This window comes from Arthrobacter sp. Y3221087 (assembly GCF_059089905.1).
Genome location: NZ_JBNHFE010000001.1, coordinates 56,378 through 75,092, shown reverse-complemented (window position 1 = coordinate 75,092; position 18,715 = coordinate 56,378). Strand labels below are relative to the sequence as shown.

General features: G+C 61.0%; 15 protein-coding genes. 7 read left to right on the top strand and 8 right to left on the bottom strand.

The genetic code is table 11. From position 1 onward, the window contains the following. Positions 1-16: 16 nt before the first annotated feature. Positions 17-2,092: an alpha-amylase family protein gene (locus AC5RUO_RS00320; RefSeq protein WP_494102477.1), complete on the top strand. Its 2,076-nt coding sequence runs from the start codon at positions 17-19 to the stop codon at positions 2,090-2,092. Between the two features lie 858 nt (positions 2,093-2,950). Here AC5RUO_RS00320 and AC5RUO_RS00315 read toward each other — a convergent pair. The 4 genes from AC5RUO_RS00315 to AC5RUO_RS00300 all read right to left on the bottom strand — a co-directional run bounded on the left by AC5RUO_RS00315 (position 2,951) and on the right by AC5RUO_RS00300 (position 4,811). Next, positions 2,951-3,445, bottom strand: a complete 495-nt coding sequence (locus tag AC5RUO_RS00315) for an SDR family NAD(P)-dependent oxidoreductase (protein ID WP_494009772.1) — start codon at positions 3,443-3,445, stop codon at positions 2,951-2,953. A 5-nt stretch (positions 3,446-3,450) separates the two neighbouring features. Beyond that, positions 3,451-3,702, bottom strand: coding sequence for a hypothetical protein (locus AC5RUO_RS00310; protein ID WP_494009773.1), 252 nt, complete (start codon positions 3,700-3,702; stop codon positions 3,451-3,453). 54 nt (positions 3,703-3,756) lie between these two features. Further along, positions 3,757-3,903, bottom strand: a complete 147-nt coding sequence (locus AC5RUO_RS00305) for a hypothetical protein (protein ID WP_494009774.1) — start codon at positions 3,901-3,903, stop codon at positions 3,757-3,759. Positions 3,904-4,031: 128 nt separating this feature from the next. Beyond that, positions 4,032-4,811 carry an alpha/beta fold hydrolase gene (locus AC5RUO_RS00300; RefSeq protein ID WP_494009775.1) on the bottom strand — a complete coding sequence of 260 codons (780 nt, stop codon included), beginning with the start codon at positions 4,809-4,811 and terminating at the stop codon, positions 4,032-4,034. Between the two features lie 748 nt (positions 4,812-5,559). Here AC5RUO_RS00300 and AC5RUO_RS00295 point away from each other — a divergent pair. The 5 genes from AC5RUO_RS00295 to AC5RUO_RS00275 all read left to right on the top strand — a co-directional run bounded on the left by AC5RUO_RS00295 (position 5,560) and on the right by AC5RUO_RS00275 (position 12,522). After that, complete coding sequence (locus AC5RUO_RS00295; protein ID WP_494102476.1) at positions 5,560-7,035, top strand: FAD-binding oxidoreductase; 1,476 nt, start codon at positions 5,560-5,562, stop codon at positions 7,033-7,035. Continuing rightward, positions 7,035-9,236 (top strand): malate synthase G, encoded by a 2,202-nt coding sequence (locus AC5RUO_RS00290; RefSeq protein WP_494102475.1) that lies wholly within the window; start codon positions 7,035-7,037, stop codon positions 9,234-9,236. Before AC5RUO_RS00295 ends, AC5RUO_RS00290 begins: the two co-directional genes overlap by 1 nt. A 22-nt stretch (positions 9,237-9,258) precedes the next feature. Then, positions 9,259-9,693: a GlcG/HbpS family heme-binding protein gene (locus AC5RUO_RS00285; RefSeq protein ID WP_494009778.1), complete on the top strand. Its 435-nt coding sequence runs from the start codon at positions 9,259-9,261 to the stop codon at positions 9,691-9,693. 73 nt (positions 9,694-9,766) lie between these two features. Further along, positions 9,767-11,599 carry a beta-glucuronidase gene (uidA, locus tag AC5RUO_RS00280; RefSeq protein ID WP_494009779.1) on the top strand — a complete coding sequence of 611 codons (1,833 nt, stop codon included), beginning with the start codon at positions 9,767-9,769 and terminating at the stop codon, positions 11,597-11,599. Between the two features lie 44 nt (positions 11,600-11,643). Beyond that, positions 11,644-12,522: a 2-hydroxy-3-oxopropionate reductase gene (locus tag AC5RUO_RS00275; RefSeq protein ID WP_494102474.1), complete on the top strand. Its 879-nt coding sequence runs from the start codon at positions 11,644-11,646 to the stop codon at positions 12,520-12,522. 242 nt (positions 12,523-12,764) lie between these two features. Here the strand turns inward: AC5RUO_RS00275 and AC5RUO_RS00270 are convergent, their stop codons facing one another. The 4 genes from AC5RUO_RS00270 to uxaC all read right to left on the bottom strand — a co-directional run bounded on the left by AC5RUO_RS00270 (position 12,765) and on the right by uxaC (position 17,406). After that, positions 12,765-13,286 (bottom strand): gluconokinase, encoded by a 522-nt coding sequence (locus AC5RUO_RS00270; RefSeq protein ID WP_494009781.1) that lies wholly within the window; start codon positions 13,284-13,286, stop codon positions 12,765-12,767. Between the two features lie 10 nt (positions 13,287-13,296). Continuing rightward, positions 13,297-14,526, bottom strand: a complete 1,230-nt coding sequence (gene manD, locus AC5RUO_RS00265) for a D-mannonate dehydratase ManD (RefSeq protein WP_494009782.1) — start codon at positions 14,524-14,526, stop codon at positions 13,297-13,299. Between the two features lie 22 nt (positions 14,527-14,548). Then, complete coding sequence (locus AC5RUO_RS00260; protein WP_494102473.1) at positions 14,549-15,901, bottom strand: mannitol dehydrogenase family protein; 1,353 nt, start codon at positions 15,899-15,901, stop codon at positions 14,549-14,551. Between the two features lie 83 nt (positions 15,902-15,984). After that, positions 15,985-17,406: a glucuronate isomerase gene (gene uxaC / locus AC5RUO_RS00255; RefSeq protein WP_494009784.1), complete on the bottom strand. Its 1,422-nt coding sequence runs from the start codon at positions 17,404-17,406 to the stop codon at positions 15,985-15,987. 188 nt (positions 17,407-17,594) lie between these two features. Here uxaC and AC5RUO_RS00250 point away from each other — a divergent pair, with 188 nt between their 5' ends. Beyond that, positions 17,595-18,650, top strand: a complete 1,056-nt coding sequence (locus AC5RUO_RS00250; RefSeq protein ID WP_494102472.1) for a LacI family DNA-binding transcriptional regulator — start codon at positions 17,595-17,597, stop codon at positions 18,648-18,650. The last annotated feature ends 65 nt before the right edge of the window (positions 18,651-18,715 follow it).

The window sequence follows — 18,715 nt, the reverse complement described above, 5'->3', positions numbered from 1 at the left end:
CTTAGTTAGGTTTCCCATGCCCACAAATCCCGCCCCAACGGAACGCGATCTGCCTGCCGGCAGCCGGTGGCTTAAGCCGTTCGGTGTCCTGCAAACAAATCTCCAGGACATAGATGCAGGAATGGACGTAGAGGCCGCCGTTGATGCGGTCCTGGAATACGGCGCCGACACATGGCTTCTTAATGCCGGCGGAATATCGTCCTTCTACCCGACCGACCTGCCGTTTCAGACACGGAACCCGCTGCTCGATGCAAGGGAGTCGGGCGACCTTCTGGGCGACGCGGTGGCGGCAGCGAAACGACGCGACATCAAGATCATCGCCCGGTTCGACATGTCTAAGGTCGCCCCTCGCATTGCAGCTGCACACCCGGAGTGGCTCTACCGGTCAGCCGACGGGGAACCACAGATCTACAACAACTTGTACAGTACCTGCCCCTCAGGTGAGTACTATCAGTCGCGCGCCTTTGATGTGCTGGACGAGGTGCTGGGACGGTATGACGTTGACGCCGTCTTCTTCAACTGGTTCAACTTCAACGAACGTGACTATGACGAAGTGATGCACGGGCCATGCCACTGCGAAGGGTGCACAGAAGGCTTCGCCAAATTCAGCAATGGCAGCGAACACCCCCGTGACATGTCGTCCCCAACGTTCGGCCTGTATCGGCAGTACACTGCCGCCACTCTGGCCCAGCTGACGACGAGGATCGCCGACCATGTCGCCCAGCGGAAGGAGGATGTGGGCGTGATCCTCCGCCGAGGCGCCCCTATTGAATATGTGGAGGGCAACAATCACTACAAAGCAATGCCTGGCAACGAGCTGTGGCCCCATGCGGTTGCAGAAGCGGTCAGTGCCCACGTCTCCTCACGCCCTGGGGCGGCAGTAATGGTGAACTGTGTGGCCTTTGTCGACAGCACCTATCGGCTGGCCAACGAGGAGCCGGAGCATTTTGCCCAGTATCTCGTGCAGTCGATCGCTCGCGGTGGAAATCCCTCAGCCTACTTCTTCGGAGCACCCGGGCGCCTACCCATGGAACCGGCAATCTCGGTTGGGCGGGGTGTAATGCAGTTTCAGGCGCGAAACCGGCAGCTATACGCTGGCCTCCGCCCGGCCGCCGATGTAGCGCTGGTAAGACCGGACTACGGTTCTGCCCCCCGGGGGTATTACTGGAACGCACTGGAAGAGTTCCGGGGCTTTTATCTCGCACTGCAGGAGGCGCATATTCCGTTCGACGTAGTACCAGTCGATCGAGTGAGTACCCTTGCTGACAATGGTTCTCTTGCCAGGTATCGCCTCGTGGTGCTGCCTGACATTGGCACACTCCGCGATGGTTCCAGCGCGGTCGACGAGTACGTGCAGGGAGGGGGCGCTCTCCTCATGACCGGGTCCTCAGGCCTGAGCCACGCCGGATCCGTGGAGTTGGCTAGTGCTCCTGCCCTCCAGGCGTTGGTGCCGGTACTTGAGGGCAACGACCTGCGCTCAACTTTTGTCACCGACGCCCCGCAGCCTCGGGTCGATGAGTACCGCTACGCCGGGCCACTGGTCCCTGTTGTAGGGCGCTATCAGCGGTTTGCCTGGAAACCAGGTGCAACCAAAGTGGGGGCTGTCCTTCCTCGTGCCCCGTTTGGGCCTCCAGAACTGTGCTACGGCCATATAATGAGCGGCGACCCGGGCGCTGTTCGCGCCACCTACGGCCGCGGTAGCGTCCTGCATGTTCCATGGACAGTGGGACGGTCCTACCGTGAATTCGTAAAATCAGAATCACGGGACCACATCATCAACTTGATCCACTCAGTGTGGCAACCAAGCGTTACTACAGACATTCACGAGTCTGTGGAGACGATACTGGGGCAAAGCGGAAAGAGCACTGTCGTTCATTTGATCAACCACAGCGGAGCTCGCCGCCGGTCATATCGTCCCCACATTCCGATCTCGGGAGGCCAGCTGCGACTTATTGGACAAGCCGGTGCGAAGGTCGCAGCCCAAGCGCTCGTTGGAGGAGCTACCCTGCCACAGCGCAACGAAGGAAATGACTTGGTTTTCGACCTTCCAACGATCAATCTCTTTCAAGTCGTGACGATTACACCCGCATGACCAATTAGCGGCCGCCAGTATCGGCCGAGCATCCAAGTTGTCGGCCCCATTAGTACCCAGGGCGGGTAGTAATGGGGCCGCTACTGCGGGAGCTGTTGGAACCACATAATCGAGCCGGCCAGGTCCATTGGCAAAGAGACAGCGCGAAACGGCCCCAAGCATTCTCGGCTGTCCTTTTGGATCATTCGAGAATACTCGGGGCCGGTTGTGTAGCGAGGGTTGGGACCTAACACGCCGCCATTCCGGCTGGATAACATTGCTTAGAGTGATGGACAGTGTTCAATCACCATCCACTCTCCGCAAGATCAGCGGCACTTGCGCCCTGGTGTTTACTGTGTTGCGTTCACACGCTTCTGGCGCCCATGCCAAGGCCAGCCATTGTCGCACCAGCGGCGTGTACAGCCGAATGGGTTGACGCCGCGCTTGGTAACGGGACCTCGTGCGATATCTGCCGCTCTCAGCTGGCCCTACACAACAGCGGGTGTTGGTATCAAAGTCTCGAGCCGAGACGCAGGGATCCGGGGTAGCAGGTTGGCACGGGAACGTCCGTCTTCCGGCGGGTCCATCTCGGGGTCGGCCGTGTGGCCTTGTGGCAGGAAGTTGCTCTCGCTACCTGGGGCCGAGGGATGGCACCTCGGCTGCAACCCCGCTTATTCGGGCCACACCGGGCAGCCAGGCGCAGGGTCCTGGTGCTAGCACCAGCCACAGATGCCCAGCACAATTGCCGGGAGGCTAGATCGAGCGCGCGTCGATCAAGGTCTGGTGTCTGAAGCCTGGGGCATTATTGGACGGACCATCCTCCGTCGGAGGCCAGAATAGCTCCGTTGATGTTGACGCTGTCATCGGAGAGCAGGAACGTTATTGAAGCGGCCAGCTGATCCGCGGTTGCGACAGTAGGGTTTGTGCCTGGAACGGGCGCAGACATGCTAAACCGGCCTCGGATACGTGCTTGCAGAGAGGAATGCGGGTAGCGACCCCGCCAGCTGCAACAGCATTTACTCGGACGTCTCTGGGGCCGTACATATAGGCGGCCGACTTAGTGAGCCCGATACGCCGTGTTTGAACACTGAGTATGCGTTTCCTTGAAGCATTTCCACGAAGACCTGCCTCACTGGAGACATTAACGACGAAACCGCCTTCGGCTTCCAACATGAGTGGCAACACAGCCCGGGTAGGTTTGAAGGCGCCGGTTAGGTTGACGCCGAGGACGCGCTCCCAGACGGCGTCCGAAGTTTCATGCAGAGGAGAGAGGTCCTCCTTGTTTCCGGCGATGTTGGCAAAGCGCGTCAATTTTTCCCCTGCTGTGCGGACAACGGCGTCAATGGCCGCTTGGTCCGTGATGTCCGCGGCCACCCCAATCATTTGTTCCTGCCAGCCGGATCCTGTTCAGGTTCTTCTCCTCCGTTGACATTCAAAACCAGGTCATCGATGACCGACTGGGGCATCTTGCCCTGGCTAAGCACCACCAGTTGCTGCAGGGGAAGCCCCCTGATCGGTTCAAGGGATTCCTCACTTGCACCTATCTGCGCAAGCAGGCCCCGCACCACCTCACCACCAAGAGGATGGTCGAGCCATGCGCCAATACTGGTATTAGCAGAAAGTGATGCCATGATTTTGGTCCCATCTATCCAATGCATCGCTTACAGACATTGCTCGAGGAGTGTTTATAGTGCGGAAGGAAGCCAGGGCGAGGCTGCCAGGTAGACGTCGAATTCGGAGAGTTCCACAATTCGCCTGCTTCCATCCGGTGTTACGACCCAGAACAATTCCATCAGCGGCAGGACGTCGGTTACATGACCCAATACGTGCACGATGACTCCTACCCTGGCCTCTATGGCGTCCCCTGGGGACACCTGGCTGCAGCTGTGAACGCGAATGTCAGACGTCGCAGGCGGCGCAGGGCTGATCAACTGAGCTGCAGGTTTCATCTTGTTAGCCGCTAACTGTTCAGTTTGGCGTGATCCGAGACAAGCCGGGCGACTAGCGCAGGTTCCGCGACCGGAGCGAGATGAGCAGTTCCCCGCAGTACTTCGTGTCGGGCATGGGGCGCAAGATGCGCGATCAGCTTTTGGTCGTCAATCGGGTTGGCATTATCGGCTTCCCCGCTGATAACAAGCAGCGGCACCTGCAGGGCCGGCAGGTCCGCCCGCACGTCTGCTTCCGCAAGAAGGTCACACGCGAACGCGTACCCGACGGGGTCAGTGGATGCGAGCATCTGGCGGAGCCGGCCAACCGTATCGGGATGCTTTTGCTGGAACTCAGCTGTAAACCAACGGTCAATAATTTGGGGAACCATTGGATCAATTCCCCCAGACCGCACCATGACACCCCGGTCCACCCAGACATCACGGGAAAACCGCGCCGCGCAGCACATCGCCACAGCGGACTTTGTCCGCTCAGGCCGGAGGGCTGCCGCCCGCAAAGCGACCAGCCCTCCCAGGGAGACCCCGGCTATGTGTGCCTGTTCGATTCCTTCGGTGTCCAAAACGTGAAACAGATCCCCGACCAGATCATCGAGATGGAATGGGCTGTTCCCTTTCGGGCCTCCGCGGTCACGTTGATCAAAGCGAACCACGTCGAAGTCAGGTGGGACGTTGGCAACCACGTCGTCCCACATGCCGCTGGTGGTGGCGAGAGAATTGACGAAGATGATGGTTTCTTGGCCGGGTCCGGAACCAAGCCTTCTTTCGATAACTGCGTTAAAACCGCCACCGCTCATGGCATGACTTCCTTTCAAAGGTTCGATGCTCAGCGGCGCTGCAGGACAGGGGTTAGGTGAGGTCCGTGTAGACCTACCTGAAACCTGCGGCCACCGTCATCTTCGAGTTTTCCGGGCCCTGGATTTTTCAGCCAGCTGGACGTCCGCAACAGGACACCCAACGATAAATGCCTCCAGCAAGTATCACTGCCAAATCATGCTAGTGTCAACCGGTTGCCAAGCCAGCTTTCCCACATACCCCCCTCACCCCACTATGTGGGCTATTCAGACCCGCTACGATTTGGAACTTCACGTATTTCCGCCTTTGCCTGCTCGTGCCACCTCAAGCGGCAAGCGGTTGTCAAAACGAGCTGCGCATGCTTTACTTCATTTCATGCGGTATTGGCAGGCAGCGTTACCGCGGACCTCAAGCCATCAAGGTATGGGTAGAAGCAATCGACAAAGGGGTCGCGATGCCATCAGTTTCAAGGGGCGGTTGTCCACCGACGGCGACTATTGCCCGGCGGCGACGGCTTCGTTTGTCCGCGCATCCTGCACGGAGAGGGCATCGGATCGGATGGCATCAGCTCAAACCAGCTACGCCAACCCAACTTATTCAGCACCTTCTGCTTGGTTTGCACTTGCCAAAACCCCAGGCGCCTTAGGTTGTTTTGCCTGGTCTTGGTGCATGGGGCTTAGCCCTATTGATGCCACTTCAACCCCGTGCGCGGCACACATTCATCAACATTGACGCAAGGAGCAAGACGACATGTCGAAAGCTGCGAATTTGCAGGATACAGCCATCGAAACCCACGCATCCCCTGCACAGGACCAGCCCCTCTCAGGCGGACCGGTGGCTCTCGACGAACTCCGTCTCGCACTGCCGTCAGATGTTGTGTGCACTGATCCCGGTCTCATGGAGTCCTACCGGCAGGACCGGGCACTGGATCCCGCTGCGGGTATGCCCTTGGCGGTCGTGTTGCCCGCAACCACCGAGCAGGTTCAAGTCACTATGCGGTGGGCGGCTAAACACCAGGTTCCGGTCGTCCCCCGAGGTGCAGGGACCGGGCTCTCCGGCGGAGCAACTGCCCTCAGCAACGGAATCGTGCTGAGCACCGAGCGGATGCGCAACATCAACATCGACGTCATTACCCGTACTGCCGTCGTGCAGCCTGGCCTTTTCAACGCTGAGGTAAAGGCGGCCGCTGCACAGAAAGGGCTCTGGTATCCGCCGGATCCTGCGTCCTATGAAATCTGCACCATCGGCGGTAACGCGGCTACCAATGCGGGCGGCCTGTGTTGCGTCAAGTATGGAGTTACTTCCGACTACATCCTGGGCATGGAAGTCGTTACCGCTGACGGCCGCGCCGTAAAACTTGGAGGCCCCAGGCTGAAAGACGTGGCAGGCCTGTCCATGCTGAAGCTCTTCGTAGGCAGCGAGGGAACACTGGGCATCATCACAGAGCTAACCCTGCGCCTTTTGCCGCCAGCGCCGCCTGCACGGACGGTAATCGGCTGGTTCTCCAGTAGCAAGGAGGCTGCCGGCGCGATCCTCGATATCGCATCAAGCATCCGCCCCTCGATGCTCGAGTACATGGACGCAACGTCCATCAATGCAGTCGAAGACGAGCTCGGCATGGGGTTGCACCGGCATGCCGCCGCCCTCGTCGTTGCGCGCTCCGATGACCAAAGCCCCAGCGGCGCCGAAGCCACCATCATGCTGGAGGCCTTCCAGCGGCACGGCGCTTTCGAGGCGTTTGAAGTCGCAGACCAGCAGGAAGGTGAAAGGTTTGCCCAGGCACGCCGGATCGCGATCCCTGCTGTGGAACGAATGGGCACATTGCTGCTTGAAGACGTGGGCGTCGCCATCCCCCGGCTTGGAGAACTCATCCTCGGCGTTGAGGAAATCGCCAAAGCCCGGGAGGTGGTCATTGCCTTTATCGCCCATGCCGGCGACGGCAACACCCACCCCTTGATTGTTTTCAACCCGGACGACGCCGACATGAAGGAACGCGCCTACCTCGCCTATGGAGAAGTGATGGATCTCGCCATTCAGCTGGGAGGCACGATCACCGGTGAACACGGCGTGGGCCGGTTGAAGCGGCCGTGGCTTGTGGATCAAATCGGCGAAGACCTGCTTGAGATCTCGCACAACGTGAAGCGCGCCCTTGATCCGGCAGGAATTCTCAACCCCGGCTCTATTTTCGCCGCCGGTACACCCGGCTCCACCAGGACAGGACTCTGATGACACAGGCAGATCGCATCCACGTTGCCGGCCTTGCCGTTGACCCTGCACTACACCGCTTTATTGAGAATGAAGCGTTGACCGGCTCGGGCATCGAACCAGACTACTTCTGGCGGGGATTCGCAGATATTGTCCAGAGCCTGTCACCGAGGAACCGCGAGTTGCTCGCGCGGCGCGACGAGCTCCAGGCACAAATCGACCCATGGCATGCCGAGAATCCCGCTCCCGTCAATCCCGTCGCGTACCGGTCATTTCTGGAAGACATCGGCTATATCCTTCCAGAGCCGGACGACGTACAAGTGGTGACCACAGGTGTTGACGATGAAGTTGCGTTTGTTGCAGGTCCCCAGTTGGTGGTGCCCATCTCGAACGCTCGTTACGCGCTCAACGCCGCCAACGCACGGTGGGGCTCTCTTTACGATGCCCTCTACGGGACCGATGCGCTGGCACCGGCCACAGCATCCAGGGGTTTCGATCCAGCACGGGGGGAACTTGTTGTCTCCTATGTTCGCGGCTTGCTGGACGAATTTTTTCCCCTGGCGTCCGGACGCCACGTGGACTCGGTCAGGTACACGGTACGGGACGGTGCACTGACCGTGGAGCTTTCAGACGGGACCGTCAGCAATCTGGTCCAGCCCGGACTTCTGGTCGGCTACACAGGCACACCGGACTCCCCGACGGCAATCCTTTTGCGCCATCATGGGCTCCACGTCGAGATCACCATCAATCCCGCGACGGAAGTCGGCCGAAGAGACGCCGCCGGTATCTCCGACGTCATCATGGAATCCGCCATCACCACCATCGTTGACTTCGAGGACTCCGTAGCGGCTGTTGACGCAGAGGACAAGATTCTCTGCTATCGAAACTGGCTGGGACTCAACCGAGGTGACCTTACCGACACCTTCGAAAAAGGCAACGAACTGGTGGTTCGGCAACTGGCCGACGACCGCCGCTACACCTCTCCAGACGGAGCAGGCGAGGTCCTGAAAGCGGGACGGGCTCTGCTTTTTGTCCGCAACGTCGGCCATCTCATGACCACCGACGCCGTACTCGATGCTGCCGGCAATGAGATCGGGGAAGGCATCATGGACGCGGTCATCACCGCACTGGCTGCGCTCCCGGGCCGGAACCCCTCAAACCCGCGGCGAAACGGCTCCGAAGCCTCCATCTATATCGTCAAGCCAAAGATGCATGGACCGTCCGAAGTAGCCTTCACGGTGGAACTATTCTCTAGAGTGGAGAACCTCCTTGGCTTGCCACCGAACACCCTTAAACTCGGCCTCATGGACGAGGAGCGGCGGACCACGGTGAATCTAAAAGCCTGCATAGCGGAAGCACAGGAGCGGCTGGTCTTTATCAACACCGGCTTCCTGGACAGGTCCGGGGACGAAATCCACACCTCCATGGAGGCTGGGCCTTCTGTCCGCAAGGCAGAGATGCGCAACCAGGCGTGGATTTCAGCCTATGAGGACCAGAACGTCGATATCGGCCTTGAAGTAGGGCTGCCAGGCCACGGCCAGATTGGCAAAGGCATGTGGGCCATGCCGGACCTGATGGCCGACATGCTCCAGCAAAAAATTGCCCATCCCAAGGCCGGGGCCACTACCGCATGGGTGCCTTCTCCCACCGCGGCGACCCTGCACGCCATCCACTACCACCGTGTAGACGTACAGGCCCGGCAACAGGAGATCGCCGGTGGAGGCAGGCGTGGCACCCTCGAGGACATACTGACACTGCCTGTCGCCGCTCACCCCGACTGGTCGCCCGCAGAGCGCCGGGAGGAGCTCGACAACAACATGCAGTCACTGCTTGGTTACGTGGTGCGCTGGGTCGACCAAGGGGTGGGGTGCTCGAAGGTCCCGGACATCCACAACGTGGCATTGATGGAGGACCGGGCAACCCTGCGCATTTCCAGCCAGCACATTGCCAACTGGCTTCGCCATGGAGTGGTGACCGAAGAGGAGGTGCACGAAAGCATGCGCCGTATGGCCGCCGTCGTCGATGAACAGAATGCTTCCGACCCCCTGTACCGCCCCATGTCACCCACCTTCGAGGAAAGCATTGCTTTCCAGTGCGCTGCGGATCTGGTGTTTGAGGGAAGGAACCAGCCCAACGGCTACACCGAACCCCTCCTGCACAAGCGGCGCCGGGAGGCCAAATCAAAATTCTCCCAGGCCGCCGCGATGACCATCCACAACTGAACCCCCACGGCAGGAGCTAGACATGGAAAAGTATTACGTTGAATCAGTCACGGTAAGCTATGCCGCCGCCGCCCGCGCTGTTTCCTTGGCAGTGGAAGAAGGGGAAAAGCGGGGCGTTCTCGTATCAGTCGCCGTAGTTGACCCCACTATGGGCCTGGTGGCTTTCGGTAGGGCCGACGGGTCCATGCCACACAGCGTGGAAACGAGCCGGCGGAAAGCCAACACTGCCGCCTCGTCGCGGAGGCCCAGCGGCTGGATGCAAGGCGATTTCGCAACCGCCCTGCCTATGGGAACGGGGAACCTGCTCACGAACATCCGGGGAGGTTTCCCGCTGACCCTGGACGGAAAGCACCTGGGCGGCTTGGGTATCGCTGGTGGAACTCCGGACCAGGACGCCGAAATAGGACAGGCAGTCCTGGACGCCCTGAGCAGTGAACGGCTTTCGGTCGGAAACTGACCGGCCCACGCAGTCAGCAGCTGAAGACGCCGCAAAACCAGACCAACTATTCTTGAACTTCCAGGAGACCCAGATGCTTAAACCCCGTTCCACACCAACCCGCGAGCTGGTCAACCTGGACGGATTGTGGCTCTTTGCCCTCGATACCGAAGCCGGCGAGGCGCCTTGGACCCGCACCCTGGACACCAAGCTTGAAGCCGCCGTACCGGCAAGTTACAACGATCAGTTTGTTTCCCCCGAGGTCCGGAACCATGTGGGCTGGGTGTACTACCAGAAGGCAGTGCGTGTCCCTAGAGGTTGGGCCGAAGACCGGATCGTCCTGCGCTTTGATGCAGTAACCCATGAAAGCCGGGTCTATGTCAACGACACCAAGGTCGCTGAACATGTGGGCGGTTACACACCCTTTGATGCCGACATCACCGACCTCGTCACCCCGGGCGAGGAGTTCCGGCTGACCGTAGGAGTAGGGAACGAGCTCACCAACGTAACCATTCCTCCGGGCACCATTTCCGTGTCGCAGAGCGGCCGCCGGACCCAGTCGTACCTTCACGATTTTTACAACTATGCCGGCATTGCCCGATCGGTCTGGCTCTACAGCACGCCGCGGACCTATCTGCAGGACGTAACAATCACGACGGAGGTCAACGGAACAACGGGCATCGTCTCTTACAACCTTCAGGCAGACGGCATAGCAGAAGCCAGGGTTACGGTCTTGGACGAAGAGGGAGCGCAGGTTGGGACGTCCAACGGGCTGCACGGATCCCTTGAAGTCGATGCAGTAAGGCTCTGGCAGCCTGGCGCCGCGTACCTTTACCGATTGCTCATTGAACTCCTGGACGGTGAGGCGGTTGTCGATTCCTACACCGAAAGCTTTGGGGTGCGGACTGTAGAAGTCCGTGGAACGGAGTTCCTGATCAATGGTGAGCCGTTCTACTTCACCGGCTTTGGCAAACACGAGGACACTGCCATCCGCGGTAAGGGGCATGACGATGCCTACCTGGTGCACGATTTCCAGCTCATGGACTGGATCGGTGCAAACTCATTCCGCACCTCCCACTACCCCTACGCAGAGGAAGTACTCGAATTCGCGGACCGGCACGGCATTGTGGTCATCGACGAGACAGCAGCAGTTGGCTTGAACCTCGGCGTCCAGGGCGGGCTTTCAGGAAAGCCGACTACGCCGTCATTTTCAACTGACACCTTTAATGACCAGACCCGGGAGGCGCACGCCCAGCACATTCGTGAGCTCATCTCCCGGGACAAGAACCACCCAAGCGTTGTCATGTGGTGCATCGCCAACGAACCCGCTTCCAACGAGGACGGAGCACGCGAGTACTTTTCGCCGCTGGTGGAATTGGCCCGGGAACTGGATCCTACCCGGCCCCTCACCTACGCAATCGTCATGTTTGCCACCTTCAAAAATGACCAGATCATTGACCTCTTCGATGTTGTGAGCCTGAACCGCTACTACGGTTGGTACATCATGAGCGGGGACCTCGAGTCCGCAGAAAAATATCTCCGGATGGATATCCAGGGCTGGATTGACCGGGTGGACAAGCCCATCATGATGACCGAGTACGGCGCCGATACGCAGCCGGGCGTTCATTCTGTATGGGATCAGCCCTGGTCGGAGGAATACCAGACAGCGTTCCTGGACATGCATCACCGTGTCTTCGACGAATTTCCGCAATTCGTAGGGGAACAGATATGGAACTTCGCGGATTTCCAGACCAGCAACGGCATTCACCGCGTTGACGGCAACAAAAAGGGTGTTTTCACCCGGGCACGGCAGCCCAAGGCTGCGGCACATGCGCTTCGCGCCCGTTGGCGGCGAATCGGCAACCGCAAGCCCTCAGCTACTGCTCCCGAGCTCCAGACCCCCGTGGAAAACCCGGTTTTCCACTAGCACCTGGTTGCCCAATCCATCCTAGAAACGTGAAAGAAAGTCTTATGAGCAACGTTGCAGTTATCGGACTCGGAATCATGGGCCTGCCCATGGCCATCAACTTGGTCAAGGCCGGCCACACGGTCACCGGCTTCAACCGCAGCCAGGACAAGATCGACAAGCTGGTCTCCGAAGGCGGCAAGGGTGCCACCAGCATCGCTGACGCCGTCAAGGACGCCGACGTGGTCATCACCATGGTCCCGGACTCCCCTGACGTTGAGGGCGTGGTCAGCGGCGAAGAAGGCGTCTTCGCCAACGCCAAACAGGGCACCTTGTGGATCGACGCGTCCAGCATCCGCTCCGACGTCGCCAAGCGCCTCGCCGACGAAGCCCGCGAAGCCGGCATCCGCCCCCTCGACGCCCCGGTCTCCGGCGGCGAACAGGGCGCCATCGACGCCGTCCTGTCCATCATGGTCGGCGGCGACAAAGAAGACTTCGACGCCGCCCAGGACGTCCTGAACGCCGTCGGCAAAACCATCGTCCACGTCGGCCCCTCCGGCTCCGGCCAGACCGTCAAAGCCGCCAACCAGCTCATCGTCGCCGTCAACATCGAGGTCCTCGGCGAGGCCATCGCCTTCCTCGAGGCCTACGGAGTGGACACCGACGCCGCCCTCAAGGTCCTCGGCGGCGGCCTGGCCGGCTCCAAGGTCCTGGACCAGAAGGGCCAGAAGATGCTGGACCGCAACTTCGACCCCGGCTTCCGCCTCGCCCTGCACCACAAGGACCTCGGCATCGTCACCTCCGCCGCCCGTGAAGCCAACGTCGCCGTCCCCCTCGGCGCCGTCGTCGCCCAGCTCGTCGCCGCCACCGTCAACCAGGGCGACGGCGCACTGGACCACTCCGGACTCTTCAAGCAGGTCCTCCAGCTCAGCGGCCGGAAGTAAAGCACCCGCGCCAAAGGCGCGATAACAAGCACAAACGGGACAACCGCCGTCGTACATCACGACGGCGGTTTTCTGCGTTTAACCCGTTTGGATGCTGTGGTTTATCGACCTCTTTAACAAGGGTCGTTGCAAGGGCGCGTACTTGCAGAAGTGCCAACCAAAATCCCGGTATGACTACCAACAAAGAACCCCCCGTCCCTTCAATCAAGGGCGGGGGGACCTTGGATTAGGCCGGGCAGCTATTACACCTGCCCGGCAGTTAGTTTCACCCTGGCAATCCCGGCAAGTGCCTCGGCCACTACTTGCTGAACGGGGGCCGCGATGTCGACGACCATCCCGGCTTCGTCAGCTTCGAGCGGTTCCAGCGTGGCGAGCTGGGATTCCAGCAGTGCTGCCGGCATGAAGTGCCCGGACCGGCCTTCAAGGCGCTGGCTGAGGACTTCCTTGCTGCCGTGCAGGTGCAGGAAAACGGTGTCCGGCGCCTGCTTCCTGATTGCATCCCGGTAGCTGCGGCGCAGCGCGGAGCATGCCAGGACCATGCCCCCGTCACCTGCTTTGGCCAGCTCGGAACCCACGGTGGCGAGCCAGGGCCAGCGGTCCTCGTCCGTCAACGGCGTCCCGGCCGCCATCTTGGCCACGTTCTCCACCGGGTGGAGCGAATCACCGTCCAAAAAGGGGACGCCGAGTTCGCGGGCCACGAGGTCACCAATGGTGGTCTTACCGCAGCCACACACACCCATCACGATGATCCGGTGCTTGGTCATTGCCTGCGCCTCACCAGTCATGGACGGTGCCGTCAACGAGGCGGTTATAGGGCAGGTAAGCCTGCTGGTAGGGGTAGGCTGCAGCGGCTTCCTCATTGAATTCGACGCCGATGCCGGGGTTGTCGCCCGGGTGCAGGTAGCCGTCCTTGAAGGTCATGGACTGCTCGAAGACCTCGTTGGTCTTATCGGAGTGTTTCATGTACTCCTGGATGCCGTAATTGTGGATGGCCAGGCCGACGTGCAGCTGGGCGGCAAAGCCGACCGGGGAGATGTCGGTAGGGCCGTGGAAGCCGGACTTGATCTGGTACTGCGCAGCGAAGTCCATCACCTTCTTCAGCGGGGAGATCCCGCCGAAGTGGGTGGACGCGGCACGGACGTAGTCGATCAGCTGTTCCTTGATCAGGGTCTGGTAGTCCCACACGGTGTTGAAGATTTCACCGATGGCCAGCGGGGTGGTGGTGTGCTGGCGGACCAGGCGCAGGCCTTCCTGGTTTTCAGCAGGGGTGCAGTCCTCGAGCCAGAACAGGTCATACGGTTCCAGTGCCTTGCCGAGTTTGGCCGCCTGGATGGGGGTCATCCGGTGGTGGCCGTCGTGCAGCAGCGGGATTTCCGGGCCGAACTCGTTCCGGACCGCTTCGAACACGGTGGGCAGGTGGCGGAGGTAGGCACGCGTGTCCCAGTCCTCCTCCAGAGGGAATGCGCCGCGGCCGGCGGGCTCGTAGTCGTAACGTTCACCGGAGGCCTGCGCCTGCGCGGCGACACCGTACACGGCCTTGATGCCGGGAACAGCGGTCTGGATGCGGATGGACTTGTACCCCAGTTCCAGGTGCTCACGGACGGAGTCGAACAGCGACGGGATGTCCGAGCCGGAGGCGTGGCCGTAGGCGCGGAGCCCATTGCGCGATGCCCCGCCCAGGAGCTGGTAGACCGGCATGCCGGCCATTTTGCCCTTGATGTCCCACAGCGCCATGTCCACGGCGGCAATCGCGGCCATGGTAACCGGGCCGCGGCGCCAGTAGGAGCTGCGGTAGAGGAACTGCCAAGTGTCCTCGATCCGGTGCGGGTCCTTGCCAATCAGCAGCTGCGCAACGTGCTCCTTGAGGTAGGCGGCAACGGCCAGTTCCCGGCCGTTCAGGGTGGCGTCACCGATGCCGGTGACACCGTCCTCGGTGGTGATCCGGAGGGTCACGAAGTTCCGTGAGGGGCTGGTCACGAACACTTCTGCGGCAGTGATTTTCACAGCAGGTCCTTTCTGAAAAAGACTAATTCAAATCTTGATTGGGCAGGGAAAAAGCGCCGCATTGACCAGCGACGAGATCTACGACGGCGGCATCGGCGGCCAATTCACCATCGACAAGTTCCAACAGGGCACGAACTCGCTGCGCGCCTCTGAGCAGGTTGGCGGATGCAATGGCCTCTGCCAGTGGATCCTGGAGCACAGCAGCCGACAGGGAATAGTCGATCCACGCTGCGATCATGAGCGCAGCACCAGATCCCGACCGTCCGGCCTTTCGCTCAGCTTTGAGCACCGGAACGGCACGCATCCGCAGCTTGGTGCTGCCATCCATGGCGATTTGCGCGAGGTGGTGGGCAATCCGGGCGTTCCGGAACCGGGCCAGCAACTCCGCCCGGTAAGCCGGAACCTGCAGGTCGGCACCATGCGCTGCCGGTCCGGCGAGGTTCGCTTCCGCCTCATCCCAAAAACCCTCAACGGCGGACCGGCACACAGTATCTGCCAATGCTTCGGCAACGGTGGAATGACCGCGCAGCTGGCCCGCGTAAGCGAGCAGGGAATGTGCGCCATTGAGCAGCCATAGCTTGCGGTTTTCGTAAGGTTCGATCTCATCCACGAAGACCGCACCCGCATCTTCCCAGCGGGGACGCCCGGCCGGAAAGCGGCCACTCAGGACCCAGTTGCGGAAAGGCTCGGCCACCACCGGGGAGTTATCCAGGTAGCCGCAGGCCTCTCTCACGGCCTGGACGTCGGCCTCAGTGGTCCGCGGTGTGATGCGGTCAACTGAGCTGCTGACAAAGCTGATGTTGTCCCCTATCCAGACTCCGAGCTCCGGGTCCCATGCTTCGGCCATACCCACCACGGCATTGCGTGCCACGATGCCGTTGTTGGACAGGTTGTCGCAGCAGACGACGGCGAGTGGACCGGCGCCGGCACGTTTGCGCTCAGCCAAGGCACCGACCAAGCGGCCCACCGGCGTGGCGGGTCTCCCGGAAGCGCCGGCCCGCAGTTCCTGAAGGTCCGCGGCAACATGGGGGGCGGAGGGGTTAAGGCGTCCGTCCGGGCCGAGGCCGTAGGCGGCTTCGGTGATAGTCAGCGTTACGACGGCGGTGGGTGCCGCGGCGATCAGCGCAGTCAGCCTGCCGATGTCTGCGCCGTCCACCGCTTCCACAATGCTGCCGATGACCTCCAAGGTGTCACTGGTGTCGCCTCGTTCCACGAGAGTGTACAACCCGTCCTGTTCCGCGAGGGCGGTTGCAGCGTCAGGACGCCGCCCGGTGAACGCTGCAATACCCCACTCGGCGGCGTCGCCTGCGTGTTGGGTGTACCAGGCTTGGTGTGAACGGTGGAAAGCACCAAGGCCAAGGTGGACGATTCGCACTGGAGGCGTAGGGGATGGCCACAGGGAGCGGCTGAGGTTTTGTATCTTCACTGGCGTCGTGACCGGGTAGTCGACTCCCCCGGTCACAGTTTGAAGACCCTTCGGGGTGAGGCGTCAACAATATCGATGATGAGATCGTGGGCGCGGTCCTCGCTGACCCGGTGCTCTGCGACCAAGCGGGCCAGGAACGAAGCCTCCACACGCCGGGCGGCGTCATGCCGGGCCGGGATGGAGCAAAACGCGCGGGTGTCGTCAATGAAGCCGGAGGACCGGGAGAACCCGGCAGTTTCGGTGACGGCAGAGCGGAAGCGCAGCATGGCATCCGGCGCGTCGAGGAACCACCACGGCGCGCCAAGGTAGACAGACGGGTAGAACCCGGCAAGGGGCGCGAGTTCGCGGGAGAAGACAGTTTCGTCCAAGGTGAAGAGCACCAGATGGAAGTCCTTGGCGGTGCCGAAATCCTGCAGCAGAGGCCGGATAGCCTCGGTGTAGTTGACTGCGAAAGGAATGTCATGGCCGCTGTCCGCACCGAAGGTGTTGAACGTGGGTTCGTGGTGGTTGCGGTATGAACCTGGGTGGATGGTCATCACCAGGCCGTCCTCCACGGACATCCGCGCCATCTGGTACATCATGTGCGCTTCGAAGGCGTCCCGGTCCTCCGGCGTTGCGTTGCCGGAGCGTGCCCGTTCAAAAAGGCCAGCTGCCTCTGATTGACTGAGCTTGAGCGTCGCGGGCGTGCGGACACCATGGTCCGCCGAGACGGCCCCTTTTTCCACGAAATACTGGCGGCGGTTCTCCAGCGCCGTAATGTACCCGGTGTAGCCTGTGCGGCCATCGCCTGCTGCCGCGATGAGCCGTTCCACGTTGCCCTGCCACTGCGGGTGGCTAACGTCCAGGTACTGGTCTGGCCGGAAGGTGGGTAGGACCCGGCCGTGGAACGAGGGATCCGCGGCGATTGTTTGGTGGCTGGCAAGGCTGTCGAGCGGATCATCAGTGGTGGCCAGCACCTCGATATTGAAGTCCTTGAAAAGCTCCCGGGGACGGAACCCGGGCTCCTGGAGCCGTGCCGAGATGGCATCGTAACTGACATCCGCGTTGTCCGCGCTCGGCTCCTGCCGGAGACCGAAAACACTCTGGAACTGATTCCGGAGCCAGTAGCCCGAGGCCGTTCCCTCAAACAGGGGCCAGGCTTTGCAGAACTCGCGCCAGACCGACCGTGCATCCGGAACCGCACTGGGGTCCCCCTGCGCTCCGGCCTGGGGGCGCAGCAGGTTGTGGTCAACGCCGCTCGCGTGAATCAAACGGGTCACGTAATGGTCCGGGCTGACAAGCAGCGCTGCCGGGTCCGGGAATGCCGTGTTGTGCTCGATGACGGCGGCGTCAACGTGGCCGTGGGGAGAAATGATGGGCAAGTCCTGGACGCGCGCCAGCAGATCGCGGGCAATGCTCCGCATTCCGGGGTCAGCGGGCAGGAGCCGGTCTGGGTGGGCGAGAGACTGAGGCATGGCACCCATCGTGGCTTAGCACGCGGTCTTTGTCAACCGGTTGCCATAAACGGTTGCTCGCGCGGAAGACGTCAATAGAGCCCGAGAGCAGGCCGACCAGCCGCCGTCCTGACTAGCTGCCGCAGGGACATCATTCGATTATTTGGCAACCGGATGGGATTTGCTGCATGAGCGGATATCATTGAGCCATGACTAAACTTCCTGTCCCTGAAGTAGAGGCCGAGCTTCCTCGAGGCAAAGCCGATGGCAAGGCGGGCAAGCCCAATGCCACCATCTACGACATCGCCAAGCTGGCAGGGGTCAACCCGTCCACCGTCTCAAGGGCCCTTAGCAAGCCGGGCCGGGTCAGTGCGGGGACCAGGAAGCTTATCGAGGACGCTGCCGCCGAACTGAACTACAAGGTCAACCCTTTTGCGAGAGCTCTCCCTACCGGGAGGACGAACACGATCGGCCTTATCGTTGCTGACATAGCCAACCCGACGTTCTTTGGAACGATACGAGGAGCAGAGTCCACCGCTGCCGACCGTGATTATTCCGTCATTCTCGCCGAATCTGCAGAGTCTCCTGAGCAGGAACTTTCCGCAGCCCAGCGTATGCTGACCAGCGTTGACGGGCTCATCCTGGCGGCTCCACGAATGGATGATGATCACATTCGGCGCCTGGCGGAAGAAAAGCCCGTCGTGGTCGTCAACCGCGACGTGGAGGGCATTGTGTGCGTCCTGCCCGATGTGGACAAGGGCTTGGGCGAGGCCGTCCGCCACCTCGTGGGTCTGGGACATGACAAGATCACCTTCATTGCAGGCCCAAGCGCTTCGTGGATGACGAATCGACGCTGGCAAGGTGTCAAATCAGCTTGCGAATGGTCACGGATTGAGGCCATCAAGATGGAGTCCGAAAGCCCAACCATCAAGGGGGGTCGGGCAGTCGCACGTGCAGTTGTCAGCAGCGGCGCTACAGCCGTTATTGCCTTCAACGACCTATTGGCCATCGGACTCATGCAAGAACTGCAAGCTGCAGCCTACGCGGTGCCGGACCAGATCAGCATCGTAGGATTCGATGACATCTTCGGGGCAGACTTCACAACACCCGGGCTGACCACTGTTCGCACTCCCATGGAAACTTGCGGCGTCGAGGCAGCGAGCTCGTTGTTGAGAGCTCTCAAGGGCCCGGAAGACGCTCCTTCCACCAGGTACCTTGATACGGAATTGGTGGTTAGGGGTTCCAGCGGAAAGCTCCTCGGATAAATTGCAGGCCTGCTTTGCTGGCGTGGCTCGTCAACACCGGAATCTACCAGCTGTCGGTCCTGACG